Here is a 23733-nt window from a genome sequence, read left to right as displayed (position 1 = left end):
GTCGTGCGTCAGATCGAGGCGGCCTCGATCTTCCCGGCCGACCGTCCGTCGACGTCCTTCGGCTCGCTCGACGGGGCCGTCATGACGTAGAGCGTCCGGCCGTTGGGGCCGCCGACGGCGCAGGCGAAGGCGTTCTGCGTCGTCGTGACCATGCCGGTCACCTCACCGCCCTCCGCGTACCGGACGACCGCCGGACCGAGGGCGGCGCTGACCCAGACACCCCCTTCGCCGTCGGCCGCGATGCCGTCCGCCGCCGCCATCTGCTCGGCCGTCGACGCCCACACCCGACGGTCGGTGAGCGAGCCGTCCTCCTGGACCGTGAAGGCCGTGAGCTGCAGACGCAGCGTCTCGGCGAGCACGAGGGTCCGGCCGCCGTCGAGGAACGCCATGCCGTTGGGGAAGCGGACACCCTCGGCGACGACCGTCACCGACCCGTCGGGGTCGACCCGGACGAGGTCGGTCGCGCCCGCGCTCTCGTCGCCGAGGATCGTCGGGACGTCGCGCCGCGCCATGTCGTCGTGGAGGTCGTAGCCGAAGTTGCCGACGTAGGCCCGGCCCTGGGCGTCGACGAGCATGTCGTTGGCGTGGTAGCCGCAGTGCGCGGAGATGTCGGCGTGCTCGACGAGCGCGCCGTCCGTCTCCAAGCGCATCACCTTGTGGTCGGTCATCGACACGACGAGGAGGCGCCCGTCGGGCAGCCAGCCCAGGCCCGACGGCTGGCCCGGCACGTCGACGACCTTCGTCTCCTCACCGGTCTCCGGGTCGAGGGTGTACACGGCATGCCGGTAGAAGTCGCTGAACCACAGCAGGCCATCACGCCAGCGCGGCCCCTCCCCGAAGTCGAGGCCGTCACGGATCACGGTGGACGTCGTCGTCATGGCCCCACCCTGGCAGCGAAGGACCCCCGGCGGAAGTGTTTCGGGAGACCTTCCGGGGTTTACGTTGACGGGCATGCCGCAACCTCCCTTCGCCACGCCCCCGCACGTCCTCGGCATCGTCCAGGCGGGGGGCAAGGGCTCCCGGATGGACGTGCTCACCCGTGAGCGGGCCAAGCCGGCCGTCCCCTTCGGCGGCAGCTTCCAGCTCATCGACTTCGCGCTGAGCAACCTCAGCAACAGCGGCTTCCCCGACGTGTGGGTGTCGGTGCAGTTCGAGGCGTCCTCGCTCGACCGGCACCTCGCGAGCGGTCGGCCGTGGGACCTCGATCGCACGCGCGGCGGCTACCGGCGGCTGGTCCCCGAGGAGGGGCGCACCCGCGCGGTCGAGGGGTTCAGCTCGGGCAACGTCGACGACCTGCTGCGACTCTCCCCGCAGATCGCCGACCTCCGCCCCGACGTGGTCGTCGTCATGAGCGCCGACCAGGTCTTCCGCCTCGACGTCCGGCAGGTCGTCGCCCAGCACCTGACCCAGGGGTCCGAGGTCACCGTCGTCACCGCGGAGGTGGCCAAGACCGAGGCCAAGCACAAGACGCTCGTCGACGTCGGGGACGAGGGACTCATCACCGGCATGAGCGAGAAGCCGACCACGCCCGAGCACGGAGTCGTCGCGGCGGAGATCTTCGTCTACTCCACCGACGCGCTGCTGCGCGAGCTCGACGCGCTGAGACGTGAGCTCGCGCAGGAGGAGCCGGGACTGCCCGACGGGCTGGGCGACTTCCCCCGCCTCGTCGAGCGTTTCGTCGAGCGCGGGACAGCGCACGCCTTCGCCCTCGAGGGCTACTGGCGCGACCTCGGCCGGCCGGGCGCCTACCTCGCCGCGCACCGCGAGCTGCTGCGAGGCAAGGTCGACGTCTTCGACGACCCGACCTGGCCGATCCGCAGCCACTTCCCCGAGCTGCCACCGGCGATGGTCCATGCCGGCGCCGTCGTCGAGGACTCGCTGCTCACACCGGGCACGCAGGTGCGCGGCACAGTCCGGCGCAGCGTGCTCGGCCCCGGCTGCGTCGTCGAGGCCGGCGCCGTCGTCGAGGACTGCGTGCTCATGGACGAGGTCGTCGTGCGGGCCGACGCGGTGCTGACCGCGGCGGTCGTCGACCACCGGTGCGAGTTCGCGAAGGGGGCGACCGTCGGGTCCTCGCCGAAACGCTGGCCCCCGGCCGACTCGGCCGTCGTCCTCGTCGGCCGCGAGTCGACCGTCGGCCCCGGGGTGAGCATCGAGGCGGGCGCGCGGCTCGAGCCAGGCACGACCGCTTGATCCCTCCCCGTGCCCATGCCTCGGCATGTGCACGTCCGTCCGTGAGCACCGCCTCCAGCTCCTGCTTCGACCCCACGCCCGGGGTGTGACAGACCGCCTTCGCTGACATCATCGAGACATGGCGACTGCGAAGAAGGCCCCGGCGAAGAAGACGGCTGCGAAGACGACCACCTCCGGCACCTGGACCGCCGAGGAAAAGGCCGCGATGAAGCAGGCCGCGGCCGAGAAGAAGCGGACCAGGGCCGGCAAGAACACCGAGCAGGACGTCCTCGACGCGATCGCGAAGATGGACGGCTCCGACCGGGCGATCGCCGAGGGGCTGCACGCGCTCGTCAAGAAGATCGCGCCCCAGCTCGAGCCGCGGACCTGGTACGGCTTCCCCGCCTACGCCAAGGACGGCAAGGTCCTGCTCTTCTGGCAGTTCGCGGGCAAGTTCGACTCGCGCTACGGGCACATCGGATTCAACGACAACGCCCAGCTCGACGACGGCTCGATGTGGCCGACGAGCTTCGCGATCACCCGGTGGACCAAGGCGAACGAGGCCGAGGTCAAGAAGCTCATCCTCTGCGCCCTCGGCGACTGAGCCCCCGCGACCCGGCGTAGGGTCGCCCCTCGTGAGGACGCGAGCGAAGGGGTCGGCCGGCGCCCTCCCCTTCGCCCTCCTCGTCGTCGCGACCGTCCTCGTCTCGCTCACCTGCGCCCCGGCGCCTCGGCCGTCGGCCCGGTGCTCGACGAGATCCGCGACGGGCTCGGGATGGGCGGCGGTGCGGCCGGCGCCCTCACCGGGCTGCCCGGGCTGTGCTTCGGGATCGGAGGGGCGCTCGCCGTGCGGCTTGGCCGAAGGGCCGGGGTGGCCGGCGGCATCGCGCTCGGCCTGGCGCTCGCCGCGGCCGGGCTGCTCCTGCGGCCGCTCGTCGGTGACGCCACGGCCTTCCTCGTCCTGTCCGCGGTCGCGCTGCTCGGCATGGCCGTCGGCAACGTCCTCGTCCCCGCCTGGGTCAAGGCCCACGGCGGCCACGAGGTCCGCCTCATGACGATCTACGGCACCGGTCTCATCGTCGGCGGCTCGCTCGGGTCGCTGCTCACCGCTCCCGTTGCGGCAGAGGCGGGTTGGCGCTGGGGCGTCGGCTTCTGGGGTGTCGGTGCGGTGGTCGCGGTGCCGCTGTGGTGGTGGCTCTCCCGCCACGAGCGGCGGCGCACCGCGGTCCTCGACGAGCTCGACGTGCCACCCGACGCGCACGTCATGCGCTCCCCGACCGCCATCGCGATGACCGTGCTCTTCGGGCTGCAGTCGATGCACGCGTACATCCAGATGGGCTGGCTCCCGCAGATCTACCGGGACGCCGGGCTGTCGGCCGCGTCTGCCGGGGCGATGCAGGCGATGCTCGCCGCGGTGACGATCGTCGGCGGGCTGACGATGCCGAGCGTCATCGCGAGAGGCCGAGGTCTCGCCCCGATGATCGTCGGCCTCGGTCTGCTCCTCGTCGTCGGCTACGGCGGCCTGCTCGTGGCGCCTGCGACCGTGCCGTGGCTCTGGGCGGTCGTGCTCGGCATCTCGGGCTTCGCCTTCCCTCTCGTCATCGCACTCATCACCGCGCGGACGCGGTCGCACCACGTCACCGGTCGGCTGTCCGGCTTCGTGCAGCCGGTCGGCTACCTGCTCGCCGCGCTCGGGCCGGTCGTCGTCGGCGTGCTGCACGCGGCGACCGGTGGGTGGGAGGTCGTCCTATGGGTGCTCATGGCGACGTCGCTCCCCTTCGTCCTCGCGGGGCTGCGGGCGGTCCGCCCGTCCTTCGTCGACGACGAGCTGGGACGAAGGGGGTCCGCCGCGTGACCCCTCTGGCCCACCCTCTCCGAGGTCGACGTCAGCACCCCTGAGCCGTTCGGCCCATGACCCTCGCCCTGCCCGTGACCTGGTCGTAGCGTCCAGGGATGGGCCCGTCCCGGGCCCCGAACCCCAGGAGGGCGACATGTCCAAGGCAGCCATCTCACTGACCACCGGCCTCGAGGACGCGGAGAAGGTGACGGTTGCCTTCCTCGTCGCCGTCGGTGCCGCCGAGTCCGGCCGCGAGACCTTGATCTTCCTCACCAAGGAGGCCGTCCGGCTCGCCGTCGACGGCTTCGCCCGGACGACGGCCTGCGAGGGCTGCCCTCCCCTCACCGACCTCTTCGACCGGTACACGGCGGCCGGCGGCCGCTACATCGCCTGCGGCGTCTGCGTCACGGCCAAGGGGGTCGACCCCGGCTCCCTCGTGGCGAACGCCGAGGTCGGCGGGACCGTGCAGCTGTGGGAGTGGATCGGCGAGGGCGCCACGACCTTCAGCTTCTAAGGTCATGGGCTTCCTGCCCGGCATCGAGTCGACCGACGGCTCGCTGCCTGCGTACGAGCGTGTCTTCGCGGTGCGGCCCGAGGTCTACGCGGCGTGGCGTGCCCTCGTCGCGGCGATCCGTGAGGGGCTCGACGACCGCACCTACGAGGTCGCGACCGTCGGCGCCGCACGGGCGCTGCACAGCACCTACTGCAGCCTCGCCCACAGCGTCGTCCTGCTCGGGTCGCACGTCGACGAGGACGGGCTGCGGCGCATCCTCGCGGCGAGCGACAGCATGGACGTCGCCGAGACGACCGGCCGCGACGACGCGGTCGCCAGCTTCGCGGCGCAGGTCGCCGTCGACGCGCCCAACCTCGACGAAGGGGACGTGGCCGGCCTGCGCCGGCACGGCCTGAGCGAGGAGGAGGTGCTCGACGTCATCCTCACCGCGGCGGCGCGCTGCTTCTTCAGCACCGTCCTCGACGCGACCGGCACGCGATCGGACCCCGTGCTGCGCGACCGCCTCCCCTCTCGCCTCGTCGACGAGCTCACGTCCGGCCGGCCCGCCGGCTGAGGACCGGACGCCCGACGACCGCGACGGCTCACCCCTTCGACCCCCGTCGTTAGCGCCTCCCCGGCACGGGCCGTCCCTAGGGTGAGGCCATGGCGCTGCAACAGGTGATCCTCGTCCGGCACGGGCAGTCCGAGGGCAACGTCGCGGCCGAGACCGCGATGCGCGACGGCCTCGAGCGCATCGACGTGCCCGCGCGCGACCCCGACGTCGAGCTGTCCGAGACAGGCCGCCAGCAGGCGTCCGCGGTGGGGCACTGGCTCTCCGAGCTCACCGACGGCGAGCGCCCTGGCATCGTGTGGACCAGCCCCTACCGCCGCGCTCGCCAGACCGGCGAGATCGCGCTCGAGCAGGCCGAGATGGAGCTCGACTTCAAGGTCGACGAGCGGCTGCGCGACCGCGACATGGGCATCACCGACATGCTCACCGGCGCAGGGATCCGGAAGCAGTACCCGGAGGAGGCCGAGCGCCGGGAGTGGATCGGCAAGTTCTACTACCGGCCGCCGGGTGGCGAGTCCTGGGCGGACGTTGCCGGGCGCGTGCGGGCCGTCCTCGCCGACCTGGCGCAGGAGCGGCACGAGATCGCGCTCGTCACCGCGCACGACGTCGTCAACCTGCTCTTCTGCTACGTCGCGGAGGGCCTCGACGAGGAGGCCGTCCTCGAGCGGTCCCGCACCAACGGGCTCAAGAACGCCGCGATTTGCCGGCTCGTCCGCGACGAGGACTCACCCACCGGCTGGCGGGTCACCGACTACAACCTCGACGAGCACCTGCGCCGCGAGGACGTCGAGGTCACCGACCAGCCCGGCGCCGCCGACGCGGTCGGCGAGGGCTCCGACGAGCGGGGCGACGATGCCTGAGCAGATCCCCGAGACCGCGGCCGGCGGGACGCTGAAGAACCCGCGGCTCGTCACCCCCGACATGCTCCGCGCGTGGCCGCTCCCCGCACCATCCGGCACGAAGTACACCCGCGGCCAGGCCGTCGTCGTCGGCGGGTCGTGCGCGACTCCCGGCGCGGTCCTCCTCGCCGGGGTGTCGGCCCTGCGGATGGGCGCCGGCAAGCTCCACCTCGGGGTGGCCGAAGGGGTGGCCCGTCACCTTGCCGTGGCGGTCCCGGAGTCCGGGGTGACGGCGCTCGCCGAGTCCTCCGACGGATCCGTGACCGGGGTGGGCACGGGGGCCGCGCTGGAGCGCGAGACCTCCCGCGCCGACGGGGTGCTCGTCGGGCCCGGGCTGGACGACCCCGAGGGGTCGGCGCGGCTCATCACCGAGATCGTGCCGACGCTGGGTGACGAGACGCGGGTGGTGCTCGACGCCTTCGGCCTGACCGTGCTGCCCGACCTCGACGACTCGGTGGTGGACGCACTGCGGGGGCGGCTCGTCGCAACGCCGAACTCCGGCGAGCTCGCCTACGTCCTCGACCGCGACGAGATCCCCGACGACGAGGTCGCGGAGGCGACCCTCGCCGCGGCGAAGCGGTACGACGCCGTCGTCGGGTGCGAGCAGTGGGTCGCCGCCGACGGCCGGCTGTGGCAGGTGACGACCGGCGACACCGGGCTCGGGACGTCGGGCAGCGGCGACGTCGTCGCGGGTGCCGCGCTCGGGCTGCTCAGCCGCGGCGCCGGTCGGACGCAGGCGCTCGTCTGGGCGAAGTACGTCCATGCCGCGGCGGGCGACGCGCTCGCGATGCGGCTCGGCCGGGTCGGCTACCTCGCCGGTGAGCTGCCGGACGAGCTGCCGCTCGTGCTGCGGACGCTGCGGGGCGACTGAGCCCAACCCTGGGGGACGATGACGGACGCGAAGCCGTGCAGCGGCCTCGACCTCGAGGGTCTGGGCGGCGGTATCAAGGTCCGGTGGGTACCGGCAAGAAGCCGGCCTTCGTCTCGCGCGGCTGACCCCTCAGGTCTGGTCGCGCAGATATCGGCCGAAGTGGGGCACGGTGAAGGCGATCCGGCCCCGCTCGCCCGAGTAGATGAGGCCCTTCTTGAGCAGGGCGTCGCGCGCAGGCGAGAGCGACTGCGGCTTCTTGCCGAGATGGGCGGCGACCTCCGAGGTGGCGACGGACTCGATCTCGTCGAGAGGTGCCACCCCTTCGTCCCCCTGCGCCGCGGCGTCCGACACGGCGGCCGCGACCTCCGCCATCGCCCGCAGGTACTCGCGCTCACCCGGTGTCGCGCGCTCGAAACGTGACCCGAAGAAGCCGACGGCCAGCTCGGCCTCTGCCTCCGGCGCCGCGACCGCGACGTCGTCGGCGGTGATCGGTGAGCGGGGAGCCTTGTCCCACACGGACTTCCCGTACGCCTGGATGAAGTAGGGGTAGCCACCGGTGGCCGCGTAGAGAGCGTCGAGGGCGGCCGGCTCGAACTCGGCGCCCTCGTCGTCGGCCGGGGTGGTGAGGGCGCGGTCGGCGGCCTCGCGCGGGAGCCGGTCGATGCGGACGTAGCGGAAGAGCCGCTCGGAGTACGACTTGCTCGCCGAGAGGACCGCGGGCAGGTGCGGCAGGCCAGCGCCGACGACGATGACAGGCAGCCCGGACTGGCTGATCTCGTGGCACGCGGCGCACAGCGCCGAGACGTCCTCGGGACCGAGGTCCTGCATCTCGTCGATGAAGATCGCGATCCCCCGGCCAAGGTCGGCGGCCAGCCCGCCCGCGTCGGTGAGCAGCTCGACGAGGTCGATCTCGATGTCGCCGGAGTCGGCGCGACCCTTGACGGCCGGGGCGTCGATGCCGGGGTTCCACGTGTCGCGGAGCTTGGTGCCGGGGGCGGCGTCGCGCTGGGCGAAGGCCTTGATGACGCCGAGGACGTGGTCGACCTCGTCGGTCTGGCTGTGCCCCAGCTCGCGGACAGCCTGGTGGAGCGCACTGGCGAGGGGGCGGCGCAGGCGCTGGTCGGGGCGGGCCTCGAGCTTGCCGGTCCCCCACCTCGCGCGGACGGCGGCGCTGCGGAGCTGGTTGAGCAGGACCGTCTTGCCGACACCACGAAGACCGGTGAGGACGAGGCTGCGGTCGGGTCGTCCGGCGGCGACCCGCCGGAGCACGACGTCGAAGGTCTGCAGCTGGTCGTCGCGGCCCGCGAGCTCGGGGGGTCGCTGGCCGGCGCCGGGGGCGTAGGGGTTGGTGATCGGGTCCACGATCGGACCGTATCCCGATGTCTAGGCCGGATCGGATATTTGCGTAGCGAGTCGGATTGACGGGGTGTGAGCACCCGGTCGTCCACAGGGGGCGGGTCGCGGGGGTGTGTCTCCACAGGGCGAAGGGGGGTGAGTCGACGTTGTCAGTAGTCGAACGTATGTTCGACTCATGGCAGCCGCACCGCACCTCGTCGACCCGCAGGATGACCCTGCCGGCGGTGTGTGCGGCGAGCTCAACGCCGGCCTCGACCGGCTCGACGCGGACCTCGACGCGCTCGCCCGGGCCGAGGGTGTCACCGCGAGGCACCTCGGTGCAGTGATGCACGAGCTGACCCGCCTCGTGAACCGGACGCACGCGCTGCACGACAAGGGTGCGGCCATCGCCGACCAGATCGACGTCGCGTCGCGCACCGGTGCACGGTCGACCGGGCAGTGGCTCGCACGGGTGACGAACTCCGACCCACGGGCTGCGCACCGGCAGGCGAGCCGTGCCGCGGCAGCGGGGCTCGGCGTGCCGTCCGCATCCCGGGAGGAGCCGGGACTGGAGCTCGTCGGGCCGGACGACGGCCGGACCGGTGGCGACGGGTCCGACGGGGACGGGGCGGGTGGCGACGGGGCCCGCGGGCAGACGGTCACTCCGACCGGCCGAGCGCAGCTGGCCGGCGAGATCTCACGCGAGCACGTCGAGGTCATCCAGCACACGATGGCCGCCCTGCCCTCGACCGTGACCGAGGAGGCACGCGCCGGGTGCGAGGCGGAGCTCGTCGCACTCGCGGTCGGTCACTCGCCGCGCGACCTGCGGCAGCTCGCCCGGCGGGTCCTCGAGCGGGTCGGCACGGCCGAGGAGCAGGTCGACGCCCACGAGCACGACCAGGTGGCCGCCCAGGAGGAGCGCGCGTGGGAGAGATCGTCATTCTGGGTCCGTGACAACGGTGACGGGACGATGCACGGACAGTTCACGGTGCCGACCCTTGCCGGCCAGGCGCTCAAGACGATCCTCGACGCGATGTCGTCGCCTCGCCGCGCGGGCACGGGTGGGCGTGACGTCGGGCAGGCTGGCTCCACCGTCCCCAGGGAGCTGCCGGCATGGCTGGACACCTCCCTCGACCCGCGCACTCGCCAGCTGGCACGCCAGCAACGGCAGGGCCAGGACCTCGCGACCCTGCTCACCCACCTGCCGACCGACCACCTCCACGACAAGACCGCTGCCACGGTCCTCGTCACGACGCGCCTCTCGGACCTGCAGGACGTGACAGGGCGCGTGGGCAGCACCGCCGACGGCGAGCCGCTCACGGCCGGTCAGGTCCGGCAGATCGCCTGCCAGGCCGGAGTGGTCCCGGTCGTGCTCGGCAGCGAGTCCCAGCCGCTGGACCTCGGGCGGCAGGCCCGCTTCTTCACCGCCGTCCAACGCGCTGCGCTCGCCCTGACCTACACGACCTGCGCGGCCGATGGCTGCGACATCCCCTTCGGCTGGACCGAGACCCACCATCTCCAGCCCTGGACGGCGGGCGGTCGCACCGACCTCGCCAACGCGGTGCCCCTCTGCGGTCACCACCACCGAGCTCTTGACCGCGGCTACGAGCACACTGTTCGTCGAGCCGGTCGGCAGGTCGTCATCGAGCTCGCGCGACGACGGACGTAGAGGAGCGCCACCGATGAGCGCGGCCCCTGGGGCTGGCCGGCCACCCGACGACGCACGAGGATGCATCTCATGACCCAGTGGACGCTCGACGACGTGGCTCGCATGCGGCTGCTCTCCCAGCGCCTCGTCGGCGGAGCCGGAGGGACCACGGGAGCTACGGCGCACCTGGGTCCGCTGGCGACTCCGACCGAGGTGGTGCGCCATCTCACCTGCACGCAAGCGCAGGACCTGCCGGGCTCGACGACCTCGATCGCCCTCCGGACGAGGGGCCGGTCGCTCACCGAGGTGCACGCGGCGTACGACGCGGGCGAGATCGTCCGGTCGTGGCCGATGCGCGGGACGCTCTTCGCCGTCGCCGCCGAGGACCTCCGGTGGATGCTGTCGCTGACCGCGGTGCCGGTGCTGCGCTCGACGACCAAGCGCCGTACGGAGCTGGGGCTGACCGACGAGATGCTCGAGCGCTCCGAGAAGGTCGCCCGGGCGCAGATCCCCCAGGACGGCATGACGCGGGGCGACCTGCTCGCCGCCTGGACCGAGGCCGGCCTCCCCGTCGAGGGCGGGCGCGGGTACCACCAGATCTTTCACCTCGCGGTCCGGGGCGTCATCTGCCAGGGCCCGGTGCGGGCGACGAAGGGCGGGGCGTCCGAGCAGCTCTTCGTCCTCAACGAGCGATGGATCGGCGGGCGGGCTCGCGAGCTGGCGCGGGAGGAGGCGGTGGCGGAGTGGTTCGAGCGCTACGTCCGCAGCCACGGTCCGGTCTCGGACAAGGAGTTCCTCTGGTGGACCAAGCTGCTGCGCCGGGACCTGGCTCCGGTGCTGGCCGATGTGACCAGCCAGCTGGCGTCGATCGAGGTCGGCGGCGTGACGCTGCGGGTCGACCCGGCAGTCCTCGAGGCGTACGGCACCCAGGCGAAGGGAGCGGCTCGGCGGGCGACCATGGCGCCCCTGCTGCTGCCGGGCTTCGACGAGATCGTCCTCGGCTACGGGGACCGGTCCGCGGTGATGACCGCCGAGCAGGAGAAGGGTCAGGTCGTCCCGGGCAAGAACGGCTTCTTCCGACCGACGCTTGTCCACCGCGGGCGAGCGCTCGGGACCTGGACGCGGCCGAAGACGCGGGGTGCCACCGTCGAGGTACTGCCCTTCGAGGGCGACCTGCCCGCCGCGGTGCGGCGTTCCCTGCCGCGCCTCACCCGCGACCTGCCGACCATCTGACCACTGAGGTGCGAGCACCCTCGCCCTGATGACCCCGGATGGTCGCTGAGGTGCGAGCGCCCGCGAGGGCGCGAGCCTCGAAGGGTCAGCGCAGCGGGTCGAACGGCGCGAGGACCTCGTCGCGACGCCCTGTGGCGATCTGCTCGGCGAGCAGTCGACCGGTGGCCGGACCGAGGCTGATCCCCCACATGCTGTGACCGCCGGCGACGAAGACCCGCGACGACCTCGTGGCACCGACGAGCGGGAGCCCGTCGATGGTGCAGGGCCGCGAGCCGACCCACTCGTCCTCGCGGTGGTCGAGGTCCGCGCCGCGAAGCAGCGGGCGGGCCGCCTCGACCATGGCCTTGATCCGGCGCTGGTCGAGCGCCTCGTCCGGGCGGCGGAACTCCATCATCCCGGCGACCCGCAGCCGGTCCCCGACCGGCGTCATCGCGAGGCGCGCGGCCGGCAGGTAGACGGGACCGTGCGGGGTGCGGTCCACCGCGACGCTGAAGGAGTAGCCGCGACCGGCCTGGACGACCTTCTTCACCCCGAACTGGCGGGCGTGCTGCCCGAGCCACGCACCCGTGGCGAGCACGACGGAGTCGAAGGACTCGGCCCAGCCGCGCGTCCCACGGAGCACGACCTGGGTGCCCTGCTCCTCGACGCCCATGATCTCCAGCCCGGTCTCGAGCCGGCCGCCGCGCGCGACGAAGGACTCGGCGAGCGAGCGCATGAAGGCACCGGGGTCGATGTATCGCTGACCCTTGAGCAGCAGCCCGGCGCCGATCTCGTCGCTGAGCACGGGCTCGATCTCACGAGCCTCGTCACCGGTGATGACCTCGAAGTCCATGTCCTGCCCGGCGCCCTTGATGTGCTCGAACTCCTCGAGGAGCACGGTCCGCTCGGCCTCGCTGCGGTACCCGGCGATGAAGGAGCGCGCCTCGCGCGTCGGCTCGGCGACGCCGCCGGCCGTGAGGTCGTCGAAGGCCGAGAAGGCCAGGCCGTTGATCCCGACGAGCGCGGCCATGTTGCGGCGCCAGGCGGCGTTCGTCGCGTTGCGGGTGAAGCCGGCGACGAAGCGGGCAAGGTTGGTGTCGGCCTTCGGCGGGACGTAGACCGGCGAGCTCGGCGACATGACTGCCTTGATGCCGTAGCGCAGCACCGCCGGGTCGGGCAGCGGCGTCGTCAGGCCGGGGGTGAGCCACCCGGCGTTGCCCCATGACGACCCGGCGGCCACCCCGGTGCGGTCGATGACGGTCACCTCGACGCCGTGCTCCTGGAGGAACCAGCCGGTCGCGAGACCGACCATGCCGGCGCCGACGACGGCGACGTGCTGGGGGCGAGGCTGCGGGGAGGTGCTCATCATCGTCCTTGAGGGGAGGAGTGCGTGCGGAGGTCGGCGGGCCCGCCGACAGCAGGCGATCGCCCCATCGTCCTCGCTCCGCTCGGGGGGTGCGCTGTCGCGTGTCACAGAGATCTGCGATCCACGTTGTTGCTTCGTCACAGTCGCTGCTGTCAGAGTCGTCCCGTGGAGAGCACCCTGCCCGCAGGTCACGGCCTGTCGCTGAGCCAGGTCGTCGCCCGGCTCGGGGGCCTCGCCGAGGTCGTCCCCGGCGACGCTGGCGAGCCGCTCGACCCGGTCGTCGAGGACGTCACCCTCGCCGAGCCGGGCGAAGGGGTGGGCGTCGCGGGCGACATCGTCCTCGGCCTGGGCGTCAGTACGGCCGACGCAGCCCGGGCGATGGTCGGGTCGGCCGCGGCCCGGGGCATCGAGGTCGTGGCCCTGCGACGCTCGCTGACCCGTGACGCGAGCGGGCTCGCGCAGAGCGCCCGAGAGCAAGGAGTCACGGTCGTCGCGTTCGCCGACGACGCGAGCTGGGCCCACCTCGCCTGGCTGCTCCGCGAGATCCTCGACCGGGCCGCCACCCACCCGAGCACGGACCGCGCCCCGGGCGACGACCTCCTCGCGCTCGCCGACGCCTGCACGGCGATCCTCGGGGCGCCGGTGACGATCGAGGACACGCGCTCCCGGGTCGTCGCCTACTCCGAGCTGCACGACGGGGTGGACCCGGTCCGGGTCTCGACGATCCTCGGCCGGCGGGCGCCGGCGGCGACGGTGGCGTCGCTGCGCTCGCGTGGGGTCTTCCGTCACCTTGCCCGCTCGACCGACCCCCTCTTCGTCCCGGCGGCACCCGACAGCCCGCTCGGCGCGCGTCACATCATCCCGGCGCGGGTCGGCGACGAGTGGGTCGGCTCGATCTGGGCGGTCGTGGACGCACCACTCCCCCCGGACCGGCTCGCACGCGCCCGCGACCTCGTCCGTCTCGTCTCGCTCCACCTCCTGCGGCTGCGCACCGAGGCCGAGGTCGGGCGGCGGCTCGTCGAGGAGCGCGTCCGCGCCGCGATCGGCGGCGAGGCCACCGCCGCCACGAACCTGCCCGCCGCGCCGTGGCGGGCGGTCGTCCTGGGGGTCGATCCCGACGGCACCCTCGAGAGCGGCCTCACCCTGTGGGAGTCGGTCCTGCGCCGCAGCTCGTGGCGCCAGCCCCTCATCGCGGGGGTCGAGGGCGACGTCGTCGCGGTGGTGGCGCACCCCGGGCCCGGCACCCCCGTCGAGCCAGGGTCGTGGCCATGGCTGAGCCGGGCGGTCAGCGACGTCGCGACCCGCCAGCCCTGGGCCATCGCAGCGGCAGGCGACCCGACGAGCGAGGTGGCCGGTCTCGCCGCGTCGCTCGCCACTGCTCGCGAGCTCGCGGCCCTCATGTCGGCGGGGACCCTCCCCGGACCCGTCACGACGAGCGAAGAGGGGTGGGCCGAGCTGACGGTGAGCCGTGCGGTGGCCGCCGGCGCGACCCCTTCGTCGACGGACGCGATCGCCGGCCTCGAGCCGACCCTCATCGCGACCCTCCGGGTCTGGCTGGACCACCCGGCCCACCCGCGGGCTTGCGCCGAGGCCCTCCACGTCCACCCCAACACCGTGCGCTACCGGATCGCCCGGGTGCGCGAGGCTCTGGGCGTCGACCTCGACGACCCCACGGTGCGGCTCGCGCTCGCCCTCCTCACCCGGGTCGATCGCTCGCGATAGCGCTTTCTATCGTTTCCCCGAGATATCGGCAGAGAGCAGCATCGACCACCCGGTGCAGCCGCCGCCCGCCCGCCGCACCCGTGACCCGGCTCGCCGTCCCGCGGTCGCGACCACCCCTTCGCTGGTGAGATCCTGGTCACATGGCCACCGCAACCCCGTCGTCGTACTCGATCACCGTCCGTCTGCACACCACCCCCGACCACGCGCTCGTCGGGCAGGTCGCGACCGTCGTCGCCGAGCAGGGCGGGATCGTCACCGCGATCGACGTCGCCGACTCCCGGCACGACCGGCTGGTCGTCGACCTCACCTGCTCGGGCATCGACGCGACGCACACCGACCAGCTCGTCGCAGCGATCGACGCGATCGACGGCGTGCGGGTGCACAAGGTCTCCGACCGCACCTTCCTGCTCCACCTCGGCGGCAAGATCGAGGTCCGCTCCAAGGTCAACCTCCGCACCCGCGACGACCTGTCGATGGCCTACACCCCTGGGGTCGGCCGCGTGAGCATGGCCATCGCCGAGCATCCCGAGGACGCGCGCCGGCTGACGATCAAGGGCAACACCGTCGCCGTCGTCACCGACGGCTCGGCCGTGCTCGGTCTCGGCAACATCGGGCCCGAGGCGGCGATGCCGGTGATGGAGGGCAAGGCGGCGCTCTTCAAGCGCTTCGCCGACATCGACGCGTGGCCGATCTGCCTCGCGAGCCAGGACCCCGACGAGATCGTGCGGGCTGTCGAGATGATCGCGCCGGGCTTCGGCGGCATCAACCTCGAGGACATCTCCGCCCCGAAGTGCTTCGAGATCGAGCGGCGGCTGCGGGAGAGCCTGGACATCCCCGTCTTCCACGACGACCAGCACGGGACGGCGATCGTCGTCCTCGCGGCGCTGCGCAACGCGCTGCGGGTCGTCGGCAAGGAGCTGCCCACCGCGCGGATCGTCATCTCCGGCGCGGGCGCTGCCGGCACCGCGATCGTCACGCTGCTCATGGCCGCCGGTGCCGTCGACGTCGTCATGGTCGACCGGGACGGGGCGCTCTCGCGGGGCGACGACTCGCTGTCGCCGGCGCACGCGGAGCTCGCCGCCCGGACCAACCCGCGTGAGGTCACCGGGTCGCTCGAGCAGGCGCTCGACGGGGCCGATGTGTTCATCGGCGTCAGCGCGCCCGGGATCCTGCGGGGCGAGTGGATCCGTGACCGGATGGCCGACGACGCCGTCGTCTTCCCGCTCGCCAATCCCGACCCGGAGATCGACCCGGCCGAGGCCGGTCAGTACGCCGCGGTCGTCGCCTCGGGCCGCTCGGACTACCCGAACCAGATCAACAACGTCCTCGCCTTCCCCGGTGTCTTCCGCGGGCTGCTCGACGCGGGCGCCGAGGACATCACGACCGAGATGCTCATCCGCGCGGCCGACGCGATCTCCGGGGTGGTGACCGACGAGGAGCTCAACCCGAGCTACATCATCCCGAGCGTCTTCCACGCCGACGTCACCGACGCGGTCGCCACGGCGATCGCCGGCGAGGGCAAGTCGACCACCGGCGCGCTCGGTGGCGCGGCCGCCGTCGGCGGCGGTCACGTCCGTGGTGGCGATCGCTACCGCCACGCGACCCCCGACCCGATCGAGGCCGTCGGCACCGACCCCCACGCCTGACCGCCAAACAGACCGCACGAGCCAAGGCTCGTGCGAAGGTAAGGGCGACCAACGGACCGCACGAGCCTTGGCTCGTGCGAAGGGGGACGGCAGGAGCCTTGGCTCGTGCGAAGGGAGTTGGCGGATGAACAACTTGTCGAGTAAATTAAAACCATGACTACTCCTTGGCTCACCCAGCCCCAGCTGGCCTCGTGGGTCCGCACGGTGGCCGTCATGGAGCTGCTGCCGGCCGCGCTCGACGCCCAGCTGCGGCGCGACAGCGGCATGACGATGTTCGAGTACCAGGTCCTCGCGATGCTCTCCGAGGCTCCCGAGCACACCCTGCGGATGACCCGGCTCGCCGCCGAGACCAACGCGACCCTCCCCCGTCTCAGCCACGTCGTGCGCCGCCTCGAGGAGCGCGGGCTCGTCACCCGCGCCCAGTGCGAGATGGACGGCCGCGCGACCAACGCCTCCCTCACCGACGCCGGCCTGGCCAAGGTCGAGGAAGCAGCGCCGGGGCACGTGCGCGCCGCTCGCCACTTCGTCGTCGACGCCCTCACCCCCGAGCAGCTCGACCAGCTCGGCGAGATCACCGACACGATCCTCCAGCGGCTCGACCCGGAGGGGAAGATGACCTCCCTCTACCTCCGCCACGACGCCACGGTCTGACCGACCCCCGACCTGACCGACGACGCCCCCGGCCCCACCCCTTCGTAGGCTGACCCGGTGATCGAGGACGAGACCTTCCGCAAGGACGCCGGCGACGCACCGGTCGGCTACACCGCCTGGGAGGCGGCCGGCCTGCTCTGGCTCGAGGAGGCGGAGGCCGACGGCGGCGCCCAGGTCGTCCAAGTCCTCGACGTCGCCGAGGCGCACCTCGACCTCGAGCGGCTCAGCCCGGTCCCGCCGACGAACCTCCAGGCCGACGCCTTCGGGGCCGCGCTCGCCGCGACCCATGCCGCCGGCGCCGACGCCTTCGGGGCACCGCCCGCACGCTGGTCGACCCACGGCTTCCTCGGGCCGGCGATCCGCCCGCTGCCGCTCCCCCTCCAGCCGACGCAGCGGTGGGGCGAGTTCTTCGGCGAGCAGCGGATCCTGCACACCTACCGGCTCGGCCGCAACCAGGGCACCTTCGACGAGGACGGCGACCGCACCCTCTTCGAGGCTGTCGCGGCCCGTCTCGCCGACGGCGCCTACGACACCGACGACGCACCCGCCCGCATCCACGGCGACCTCTGGAGCGGCAACGTCCTGTGGACCCGCGGCGGCGGCGTGCTCATCGACCCCGCCGCCCACGGCGGTCACCGCGAGAGCGACCTCGCGATGCTCATGCTCTTCCGCGGCCCGCACGTCGCGCGCATCGTCGCCGCCTACGACGAGGCCGCGCCGCTCGCCGACGGCTGGCAGGAGCGCGTCCCGCTCCACCAGCTCCACCCGGTGATGATGCACGCGGTCCTCTTCGGCGGAGGGTACGTCGATCAGGCCCGTCAGATCGCCCGCCGGTTCGCCTGAGCGACGGGGCGAAGGGGGAGGCCAGCCGTGGGCGACGGGGGGACAACCCCCCTTCGGCCCTGCGGAGAACGGGGCAGACGACAGGGTCGCGCCGTCCCTACGGTTGAGGACATGAGCAGCCCGACCATCTCTCCCGCCTCGCTGGCCCGCCTGTGGCTCGGCGGGTGGGGACACCTCAGCCTCCTCGTGACGAACCTCCTCACCGGACTCGCCGCGATCACGCTGAGCCTCCTCACCCTCGCCGCCGTCCTCTCCATCCCGGGTGGCGGTATCGGCCTCGTCCTCGTCATCCCGGCGCTCTACCTCGCGTGGTGGGCGGTCCGCCTCGAGCGGCACCGCATCGTCGGGCTCACCGGGGTGCCGATCGACCCGCCGCAGGAGCCGGTCGACCTGCCGCTGTGGCGGCAGCTGTGGCTCGACCCGCGCAAGTGGCGCGCCGTCGCCTACCTCGGGCTGCACTCGCTGTGGGGCACGCTCGTCGGCACCATCACGGTGCTCGGGCTCGGGCAGCTGCTCGCGCTCGCGGCCATGCCGCTCTACGCGGACCGGATCCCGGACGACGGGCTGACCCTCCTGTGGTTCGTGCCGGTGCAGGGCCGCACCGCTCTGGCGATCGCCTGGGCCGTGGGCGTCCTCGGGCTGCTCGCACTGCCGGTCGTCGCCCGCTTCCTCGCCCGGGTCGACATCACCATGGCCCGCTGGCTCATCGGCCGCGACCGCACCGCCGACGTCGAGCAGCTCGAGGCCCGCGTCGGCACCCTCACCGAGAGCCGGCTCCAGGCCGTCGACTCCGTCGAGGCCGAGCGGCAGCGGATCGAGCGCGACCTCCACGACGGTCCGCAGCAGCGTCTCGTCGCGATCGCGATGGGGCTCGGCATGGCGCAGGAGGCGATGCACCGCGACCCCAGCGCCGCCGCAAGCCTCATCGACGAGGCCCACGCCTCGGCGAAGGAGGCCATCGTCGAGATGCGCAACGTCGCCCGCGGCATCGTCCCGCCGGTGCTCGCCGACCGCGGCCTCGACGCCGCGATCTCCGCCCTGGCCGCCCGCTCGCCCGTGCCGGTCACCGTCCAGACGCACGACGTCGGCCGGCTGGCCCCGACGATCGAGGCCATCGCGTACTTCGTCGTCAGCGAGAGCCTGACCAATGTCGCCAAGCACTCCGGCGCGAGCCGCGCCGATGTCGTCCTCGAGCGGGTCCCCGGGCTGCCCGCCCCCGCCGGGCTCACCCCTTCGTCCCCGGCGCCCCCCGCCGTCCTCGACCAGCTGCGGATCACCGTCCGCGACGACGGGCGCGGCGGTGCGACCCCTGGCCGCGGCACCGGCCTCACCGGCCTGCGGCACCGCGTCGGTGCCGTCGACGGGACCCTCGACGTCCACTCCCCCGAGGGCGGACCGACGACGCTCGTCGCCTCGCTCCCCCTTCGTCCCGAAGCCACCCACCCCACCACCCACGGAGCCCAGTCATGACCGCACGCACCACCGTCGTCATCGCCGAGGACTCGGTCCTCCTGCGCGACGGGCTCGTCCGGCTCCTCGAGCTCGCCGACTTCGAGGTGCTCGCCGCCGAGCCCGACGCCGAGCGATTCCTCGCCTCCGTCGACACGCACCGGCCAGACCTCGTCCTCGTCGACGTGCGGATGCCCCCGACCTTCACGAGCGAGGGGATCCGGGCCGCGCTCGTCGTCCGCGAGCAGCATCCCGACACCGCCGTCATGGTGCTCAGCCAGTACGTCGAGGAGCAGTACGCGACCGAGCTGCTCTCCTCGCACAGCAAGGGCGTCGGCTACCTGCTCAAGGATCGCGTCGCCGACACGAGCGACTTCATCGCCGCGCTGCGCGACGTGCGCGACGGCGGCACGGTCCTCGACCCCGAGGTCGTGAGCCAGCTGCTCATCCGCTCCCGCCGCCGCGACCCGCTCGCGGCCCTCAGCCCCCGCGAGCGCGAGGTCCTCGACCTCATGGCGCAGGGGCGCACCAACGCCGCCATCGCCAGGACCCTCTACATCTCCGAGGGCGCGGTCGAGAAGAACGTCTCCTCGATCTTCACCAAGCTCGACCTGCCACCGGCAGAGGGCGATCACCGTCGGGTGCTCGCCGTCCTGCGGTGGCTCGAGCAGGAGGACTGAGATGCGCACCCCCAAGACCACGATCCGGGTCGTCGCCGGCCTGACCTCCGCGGCGCTCGTCGCCGCGACCGCCTCGCAGATGCTCGGCCCGATGCTCGAGCAGACGACCACAGAGACGCTCCGCTACCCCGTGGGCGCCGAGCGCGTCGAGATCGGCAACGGCGTCGGCTCGGTGTCCGTCCGCGCCGCCGCCGAGGGCGAGGAGCCGCACGTCGAGGTGAGCCGCACCTGGGGTCTGACCGAGCCGCGGACGACGGCCGTCGAGGACGGCAGCACGGCACGCTTCTCCGGGCTCTGCACCACGGGACTCAAGCTCCTCGGTGACGTCTGCCAGACCGACTGGGTGCTCGTCGTGCCCCGCGGCGTCGACCTCTCCGTCGAGAACGGCGTCGGCGATGTCGAGGTCGAGGGCACGTCCGGCGAGCTGTCCGCGCGGTCGGGCGTGGGCCAGGTGCGCGTCATCGGGACGTCCTCGGACCGGGTCGACGTCTCGTCCGGCGTCGGAGAGGTCCGGGTCGAGGCCACCGAGGCGCCGGAGCAGCTGGACGTCGAGGTCGGCGTCGGCGGCATCACCATCGGGGTCCCGCGACGCGAGAGCTACCGGGTGACCTCCGAGGGCCCGCCGTCGATGGTGAAGAACCAGGTCGGCGACGACCCCACGGCCGAGCACCGGATCCGCGTCCGGATCGGCGTCGGCGAGGCGACGATCGCCGGTCGCTGAGCCCATCCCTTCGCACGAGCCTTGGCTCGTGCGAAGGGATGGGCGGTGCGGCTACTTGAGGAAGGCGCTCGTCCGCCGGTCCGCGAGCGGCTTGCCGCCGGTCTGGCAGGTCGCGCAGTACTGCAGCGAGCGGTCGGCGAAGCTCACCTCGCGCACGACGTCACCGCACTCCGGGCACTCCTGACCGGTGCGTCCGTGCACGCGCATCCCCTGCCGCTTCGCGTCCTTGAGCTCGGCGGCCGGCCGGCCGGTGGCCGCGAGCACCGCCCCGGCGAGGACGGCGCGCAGCGCCTCGTAGACCCGGTCCAGGGCATCGTCGTCGAGCCGCGTCACGAGGGCGAAGGGGGAGACCCGGGCCGCGTGGAGGATCTCGTCGGAGTAGGCGTTGCCGATGCCCGCGATGATCCGCTGGTCGCGGAGGATCCCCTTGATCTGGCCCTTCTGCCCGGCGAGCACCTCGGCGAAACGCTCGCGGGTGAAGTCGTCGGCAAGCGGGTCGGGCCCGAGCGCCGCGATCCCGGGCACATCGGCAGGGTCGCGGACGAGGTAGGCGGCGAGCGACTTGCGCGTCCCGGCCTCGGTGAGGTCGAAGCCCGAGCCGTCGGAGAGCCGGACCCGCAGAGCGATCGGGCCCTTGCCGGGGCGCGCGGGGGTCTTCGGGACCTCGTCGTACCAGCGCAGCCAGCCGGCCTTCGCGAGGTGGAAGACCAGGTGGATCCCGTCGCAGTCGATGTCGACGAACTTGCCGTGCCGGCTCACCCCGTCGACCGGCGCGCCCGCGAGCGCCTGCGGTGGCGGGTCGAAGGTCTTGAGCACCGTGATCGACGCGAGCTCGACCCCCTCGACCGCGAGACTGTCGAGACGCTCCGCGAGGAAGGCCACGAGGCCGGTGACCTCCGGCAGCTCAGGCACCCTCGCCCCCTTCGTCCGTCCGTCGCCGCTCCGCGAGCACCCGCCGCAGCACCGGTGCCATCGCGAAGCCGTCCTGCGCCCGGATGACCGGGAGGTCGACCCCGACATGCTGCTCGAAGTCGTCGGTGGCGACCGGGGTGAGGTGCGAGAGCATCTGCTCGGTCGCGGTGAGCACGCGGATGCAGATGGCCCGGACCCGCTCGGGGCGCTGCTCGGCGAATCCGCCGTAGATGCTCGGGTCGTGCTGCCCGTCGTCACCGATGAGCACCCAGCGGATGTCGGGCAGGTCGCGGGCGATCCGGTGCAGGCAGGCGCGCTTGTGGTCCTGGCCGGAGCGGAACCAGCCGGTGTTCGTCGGGCCCCAGTCGGTCATGAGGAGCGGCCCGAGGGGGAAGCCGCTGCGGCGCAGGAACCGGGTCAGCTGGGGCACGGCGTTCCACGCTCCGGTGGAGACGTAGATGATCGGCGCGCCCGGGTGCTCCTCCATGAGCCCGCGGTACATCGTCGCCATGCCCTTGACCGCGCGCCGGGTGCCCTCGTGACGGAAGAAGGTGTTGTACGCGGCGATGAAGGGGCGCGGCATCGTCGTCGTGAGCACGGTGTCGTCGATGTCGCTGACGATGCCGAAGGTGGTCTCGGGCGCGACGACGAAGACCGACGCCGACGCCTCCGCGGCGCGCGGCGACTCGATGCGCACGTCGTGCCAGCCCGGCTCGAGGCCGTGGTCGGTGATCGTCAGGTCGATGATGCCGGAGCGGTCGGAGCGGGTGCGGTACTCACGGTCGCCGATGTGGACCGTGGCCGGCTCGCCGACGGCGGGAGTGGTGAAGAAGGAGCGCCAGCCGCGACGCTCGTTGTCGGCGTTGCGCAGCTCGAGCCAGGTCGCGCCTGCGTCGGCGGCGGCCGGGGCGTAGGGGCGGCGAGTCATGAGCACGCGCGCGAGGACGCGCAGCGAGCGGACCGAGCCGTAGCCGGTGAAGGGCAGCACCCGCGTCCCCCAGCCGCGGCGGCGCATCACGCCCGCGAGCTGGCTGTTCCACGTGTCCTCGATGAGGGCAGCGGTGTGCGGTCGCGCCATGCGCGCCACCCTAGCCGTGCCCGCCGACGGTTCCGGGCGATCGGCGAAAGGGTGGGCAGGAGCCTTGGCTCGTGCGAAGGGGGAGGACGGCGCTGGGCCGCACGAGCCTTGGCTCGTGCGAAGGGGGTGGGCGGGTGGGTGGGTGGGTCAGCGGGCGGCGCGGAGGGCGGTGACGATCTCTCGGGCGCTCGCGCCGGGTCCCGGGAGCCGGAGCACCTCGTCCCCCGCGAAGAGGAAGAGGGCATGGTCGGCGGGGTCACCGAGCGAGCGGGCGGTCTCGCGATCCTCGGCGGCCATCTCCCCGACGGCGGGCAGCCCGGCCAGCACCGCGACGGCCTCGGCGTCCTGCCCGCGCTGCTCCGCGAGCCGGGCGACGACGGCGGGGTCCGCGAGGTCGGCGCGGTCGTCGTGGTGGGCACGGGTGACGTCCTCGACGACCCGCACGGGGTGGACCTCGCCCGCGGCGAGCAAGGACACGACAGCCCGCGCCGCGGCATCGCTGCCGGCAGCATCGCCGGTCGTGACGACCTCGACGGGGATCTCGTCGTGGACGGCGAGCGCCACGTCGCGCACGGCGCCGATCTCGCGACGGGTCACGGGGCTGCGCGGGTCGACGACCCAGACGACGAGCCGGTCGGTGGGCGAAGGGGTGACCTGGCGGGCGGGCAACGGACCACTCCTCGTCGTGAGGATCGTGGTCGCCGCGTCAGGAGAAGCCGTCGGGGTGTGCGCTGGCACGATCCCCGGTTGGCTTCAGGGCGAGGTCAGTCTACGACGGCAGACCGCGCCCCGGTGCTCTCGGCGTCGAGGCGGTGCGCGGCCTGGCCCGCGGCGGCCGGACGACCCGTGGCCTCCTCGACGACGCGGGCGGCGATGGTGCGCAGCTTGACGTTGGAGCGCTGCGACTGCAGCCGCATGAGGTCGAAGGCCTCGGTCTCGGAGAGGCCGTGCTTGCCCATGAGCACGCCCTTGGCCTGCTCGATGACGGCGCGGGAGGCCATGGCCTCCTCGAGCTGGCCGGCGAGCTGGCGGGCCTCGACGACGGCCAGGCCGGCGGCGACGACCTCCCCGACCCGGGAGGCGGTGGCGGTGAGCTTCGGCAGGTCGACCGCGTCGAGGGCCTGCGTGGAGCGGGCGTAGAGGTTGAGCGCCCCGACGGAGCCGTCGCGGGCCGTGAGCGGGAGCGCGATGAGCGCCCGGGTCTCGAAGTCCGCGGCCGCGGCCGAGAACGCAGGCCACCGCTCGCTCGCCTCGTCGAGGTCGGCCCGCACGATGCTGCGGGTGCGGTGGGCCTCGAGGCAGGGGCCCTCGTCGAGCGCGTACTGGACCGCGTCGATCGCGAGTGTCGTCGCCGTCGTGTACGCGGCGGTGAAGGGTCGCTCCCCGCTCACCACGGTCACCCCGACCGCGTCGCAGCCGGCCGTCGCCTCGGCGACGAGGTGGACGACGCCCGTCAGGTACTCCTCGACGTCCTCGACGGAGCCGAGGACGGCGCCGACCTGCTCGACGAGGGGAGCGGGCTCCCCCTTCGGCTGTTGCTGGGTCTCGGTCACAGGTTGACGGTACCCCCCGCTGACCTGCGGGGATGCCGGCTTGTCGGGTTCGGCGGAGCGGGTGCGGCCGGCTC

The 23733-nt window shown here is 73.1% G+C and carries 23 protein-coding genes; 16 read left to right on the top strand and 7 right to left on the bottom strand.

The annotated features are described in order from the left end of the window. Positions 1–8: 8 nt before the first annotated feature. Positions 9–878 carry an SMP-30/gluconolactonase/LRE family protein gene (locus JNO54_RS02905; RefSeq protein ID WP_204142537.1) on the bottom strand — a complete coding sequence of 290 codons (870 nt, stop codon included), beginning with the start codon at positions 876–878 and terminating at the stop codon, positions 9–11. Positions 879–951: 73 nt separating this feature from the next. Between JNO54_RS02905 and JNO54_RS02900 the strand changes: the two genes are divergently transcribed. The 7 genes from JNO54_RS02900 to JNO54_RS02870 all read left to right on the top strand — a co-directional run bounded on the left by JNO54_RS02900 (position 952) and on the right by JNO54_RS02870 (position 6843). Further along, positions 952–2193, top strand: a complete 1242-nt coding sequence (locus JNO54_RS02900; protein WP_204142536.1) for a glucose-1-phosphate adenylyltransferase family protein — start codon at positions 952–954, stop codon at positions 2191–2193. A 118-nt stretch (positions 2194–2311) separates the two neighbouring features. Further along, positions 2312–2776 carry an iron chaperone gene (locus JNO54_RS02895; protein ID WP_204142535.1) on the top strand — a complete coding sequence of 155 codons (465 nt, stop codon included), beginning with the start codon at positions 2312–2314 and terminating at the stop codon, positions 2774–2776. 141 nt (positions 2777–2917) lie between these two features. Then, positions 2918–4027 (top strand): MFS transporter, encoded by a 1110-nt coding sequence (locus tag JNO54_RS02890; RefSeq protein WP_204142534.1) that lies wholly within the window; start codon positions 2918–2920, stop codon positions 4025–4027. Positions 4028–4163: 136 nt separating this feature from the next. Then, positions 4164–4523 carry a DsrE family protein gene (locus tag JNO54_RS02885; protein WP_204142533.1) on the top strand — a complete coding sequence of 120 codons (360 nt, stop codon included), beginning with the start codon at positions 4164–4166 and terminating at the stop codon, positions 4521–4523. A gap of 4 nt (positions 4524–4527) precedes the next feature. Further along, the gene (locus JNO54_RS02880; RefSeq protein WP_204142532.1) at positions 4528–5076 is read left to right on the top strand and encodes a carboxymuconolactone decarboxylase family protein; all 549 of its coding nucleotides are present in this window, start codon (positions 4528–4530) and stop codon (positions 5074–5076) included. A gap of 89 nt (positions 5077–5165) precedes the next feature. Next, on the top strand, positions 5166–5933 hold the full coding sequence (locus tag JNO54_RS02875; RefSeq protein WP_204142531.1) for a histidine phosphatase family protein: 768 nt from the start codon (positions 5166–5168) through the stop codon (positions 5931–5933). Continuing rightward, positions 5926–6843: an ADP-dependent NAD(P)H-hydrate dehydratase gene (locus tag JNO54_RS02870; protein WP_204142530.1), complete on the top strand. Its 918-nt coding sequence runs from the start codon at positions 5926–5928 to the stop codon at positions 6841–6843. Before JNO54_RS02875 ends, JNO54_RS02870 begins: the two co-directional genes overlap by 8 nt. A gap of 129 nt (positions 6844–6972) precedes the next feature. On the opposite strand, the gene JNO54_RS02865 is transcribed toward JNO54_RS02870, so the two are convergent. Beyond that, positions 6973–8205: an ATP-binding protein gene (locus tag JNO54_RS02865; RefSeq protein ID WP_204142529.1), complete on the bottom strand. Its 1233-nt coding sequence runs from the start codon at positions 8203–8205 to the stop codon at positions 6973–6975. 169 nt (positions 8206–8374) lie between these two features. On the opposite strand from JNO54_RS02865, the gene JNO54_RS02860 reads away from it, so the two are divergent. Together JNO54_RS02860 and JNO54_RS02855 are read left to right on the top strand one after the other, a co-directional pair. Next, entirely contained in the window at positions 8375–9847 is a 1473-nt protein-coding gene (locus JNO54_RS02860) for an HNH endonuclease signature motif containing protein (protein ID WP_204142528.1), read from the top strand. Between the two features lie 69 nt (positions 9848–9916). Continuing rightward, the gene (locus JNO54_RS02855) at positions 9917–11059 is read left to right on the top strand and encodes a winged helix DNA-binding domain-containing protein (RefSeq protein ID WP_204142527.1); all 1143 of its coding nucleotides are present in this window, start codon (positions 9917–9919) and stop codon (positions 11057–11059) included. A gap of 85 nt (positions 11060–11144) precedes the next feature. On the opposite strand, the gene JNO54_RS02850 is transcribed toward JNO54_RS02855, so the two are convergent. Further along, positions 11145–12407, bottom strand: coding sequence for an NAD(P)/FAD-dependent oxidoreductase (locus JNO54_RS02850; RefSeq protein ID WP_372430704.1), 1263 nt, complete (start codon positions 12405–12407; stop codon positions 11145–11147). Between the two features lie 162 nt (positions 12408–12569). On the opposite strand from JNO54_RS02850, the gene JNO54_RS14880 reads away from it, so the two are divergent. The 7 genes from JNO54_RS14880 to JNO54_RS02815 all read left to right on the top strand — a co-directional run bounded on the left by JNO54_RS14880 (position 12570) and on the right by JNO54_RS02815 (position 20116). Next, on the top strand, positions 12570–14126 hold the full coding sequence (locus JNO54_RS14880) for a PucR family transcriptional regulator (RefSeq protein WP_204142525.1): 1557 nt from the start codon (positions 12570–12572) through the stop codon (positions 14124–14126). Positions 14127–14266: 140 nt separating this feature from the next. Continuing rightward, positions 14267–15772, top strand: a complete 1506-nt coding sequence (locus tag JNO54_RS02840) for an NAD-dependent malic enzyme (RefSeq protein ID WP_204142524.1) — start codon at positions 14267–14269, stop codon at positions 15770–15772. 153 nt (positions 15773–15925) lie between these two features. Beyond that, the gene (locus tag JNO54_RS02835; RefSeq protein ID WP_204142523.1) at positions 15926–16423 is read left to right on the top strand and encodes a MarR family winged helix-turn-helix transcriptional regulator; all 498 of its coding nucleotides are present in this window, start codon (positions 15926–15928) and stop codon (positions 16421–16423) included. Positions 16424–16480: 57 nt separating this feature from the next. Further along, a complete protein-coding gene (locus tag JNO54_RS02830; protein ID WP_307818032.1) occupies positions 16481–17266 on the top strand; it encodes a fructosamine kinase family protein in 786 nt (261 codons plus the stop codon). 111 nt (positions 17267–17377) lie between these two features. Continuing rightward, positions 17378–18736 (top strand): sensor histidine kinase, encoded by a 1359-nt coding sequence (locus JNO54_RS02825; protein ID WP_204142522.1) that lies wholly within the window; start codon positions 17378–17380, stop codon positions 18734–18736. Continuing rightward, positions 18733–19395 (top strand): response regulator transcription factor, encoded by a 663-nt coding sequence (locus JNO54_RS02820; RefSeq protein WP_204142521.1) that lies wholly within the window; start codon positions 18733–18735, stop codon positions 19393–19395. The genes JNO54_RS02825 and JNO54_RS02820 overlap by 4 nt, the downstream gene beginning before the upstream one ends. Position 19396: 1 nt before the next feature. Continuing rightward, on the top strand, positions 19397–20116 hold the full coding sequence (locus JNO54_RS02815) for a DUF4097 family beta strand repeat-containing protein (protein ID WP_204142520.1): 720 nt from the start codon (positions 19397–19399) through the stop codon (positions 20114–20116). Positions 20117–20167: 51 nt separating this feature from the next. Here JNO54_RS02815 and JNO54_RS02810 read toward each other — a convergent pair whose 3' ends face one another. From JNO54_RS02810 to JNO54_RS02795, 4 genes are all read right to left on the bottom strand, one after another. After that, positions 20168–21028 (bottom strand): DNA-formamidopyrimidine glycosylase family protein, encoded by an 861-nt coding sequence (locus JNO54_RS02810; RefSeq protein ID WP_204142519.1) that lies wholly within the window; start codon positions 21026–21028, stop codon positions 20168–20170. Continuing rightward, positions 21021–22106 carry an App1 family protein phosphatidate phosphatase gene (locus JNO54_RS02805; protein WP_204142518.1) on the bottom strand — a complete coding sequence of 362 codons (1086 nt, stop codon included), beginning with the start codon at positions 22104–22106 and terminating at the stop codon, positions 21021–21023. The genes JNO54_RS02810 and JNO54_RS02805 overlap by 8 nt, the downstream gene beginning before the upstream one ends. A gap of 147 nt (positions 22107–22253) precedes the next feature. After that, positions 22254–22775, bottom strand: a complete 522-nt coding sequence (locus tag JNO54_RS02800; protein WP_204142517.1) for a thioredoxin domain-containing protein — start codon at positions 22773–22775, stop codon at positions 22254–22256. 95 nt (positions 22776–22870) lie between these two features. Beyond that, on the bottom strand, positions 22871–23659 hold the full coding sequence (locus JNO54_RS02795) for a GAF and ANTAR domain-containing protein (protein ID WP_204142516.1): 789 nt from the start codon (positions 23657–23659) through the stop codon (positions 22871–22873). Positions 23660–23733 lie beyond the last annotated feature (74 nt).

Origin of the sequence: Janibacter endophyticus (assembly GCF_016888335.1) — a bacterium.
Lineage (GTDB): Bacteria > Actinomycetota > Actinomycetes > Actinomycetales > Dermatophilaceae > Marihabitans > Marihabitans endophyticum.
Note: the sequence above shows the minus strand (reverse complement) of the source record. Positions and strands in the feature narration are given on the sequence as shown.

What these genes read in the sequence shown, in the direction of transcription:
- JNO54_RS02870 (WP_204142530.1), top strand. Translation starts at nt 5,926, where the DNA reads ATGCCTGAGCAGATCCCCGAGACCGCGGCCGGCGGGACGCTGAAGAAC.
- JNO54_RS02860 (WP_204142528.1), top strand. Translation starts at nt 8,375, where the DNA reads ATGGCAGCCGCACCGCACCTCGTCGACCCGCAGGATGACCCTGCCGGC.
- JNO54_RS02840 (WP_204142524.1), top strand. Translation starts at nt 14,267, where the DNA reads ATGGCCACCGCAACCCCGTCGTCGTACTCGATCACCGTCCGTCTGCAC.
- JNO54_RS02905 (WP_204142537.1), bottom strand. Translation starts at nt 878, where the DNA reads ATGACGACGACGTCCACCGTGATCCGTGACGGCCTCGACTTCGGGGAG.
- JNO54_RS02825 (WP_204142522.1), top strand. Translation starts at nt 17,378, where the DNA reads ATGAGCAGCCCGACCATCTCTCCCGCCTCGCTGGCCCGCCTGTGGCTC.
- JNO54_RS02855 (WP_204142527.1), top strand. Translation starts at nt 9,917, where the DNA reads ATGACCCAGTGGACGCTCGACGACGTGGCTCGCATGCGGCTGCTCTCC.
- JNO54_RS02850 (WP_372430704.1), bottom strand. Translation starts at nt 12,407, where the DNA reads ATGATGAGCACCTCCCCGCAGCCTCGCCCCCAGCACGTCGCCGTCGTC.
- JNO54_RS02805 (WP_204142518.1), bottom strand. Translation starts at nt 22,106, where the DNA reads ATGGCGCGACCGCACACCGCTGCCCTCATCGAGGACACGTGGAACAGC.
- JNO54_RS02885 (WP_204142533.1), top strand. Translation starts at nt 4,164, where the DNA reads ATGTCCAAGGCAGCCATCTCACTGACCACCGGCCTCGAGGACGCGGAG.
- JNO54_RS02820 (WP_204142521.1), top strand. Translation starts at nt 18,733, where the DNA reads ATGACCGCACGCACCACCGTCGTCATCGCCGAGGACTCGGTCCTCCTG.
- JNO54_RS02880 (WP_204142532.1), top strand. Translation starts at nt 4,528, where the DNA reads ATGGGCTTCCTGCCCGGCATCGAGTCGACCGACGGCTCGCTGCCTGCG.
- JNO54_RS02815 (WP_204142520.1), top strand. Translation starts at nt 19,397, where the DNA reads ATGCGCACCCCCAAGACCACGATCCGGGTCGTCGCCGGCCTGACCTCC.
- JNO54_RS02895 (WP_204142535.1), top strand. Translation starts at nt 2,312, where the DNA reads ATGGCGACTGCGAAGAAGGCCCCGGCGAAGAAGACGGCTGCGAAGACG.
- JNO54_RS02835 (WP_204142523.1), top strand. Translation starts at nt 15,926, where the DNA reads ATGACTACTCCTTGGCTCACCCAGCCCCAGCTGGCCTCGTGGGTCCGC.
- JNO54_RS02875 (WP_204142531.1), top strand. Translation starts at nt 5,166, where the DNA reads ATGGCGCTGCAACAGGTGATCCTCGTCCGGCACGGGCAGTCCGAGGGC.
- JNO54_RS02900 (WP_204142536.1), top strand. Translation starts at nt 952, where the DNA reads ATGCCGCAACCTCCCTTCGCCACGCCCCCGCACGTCCTCGGCATCGTC.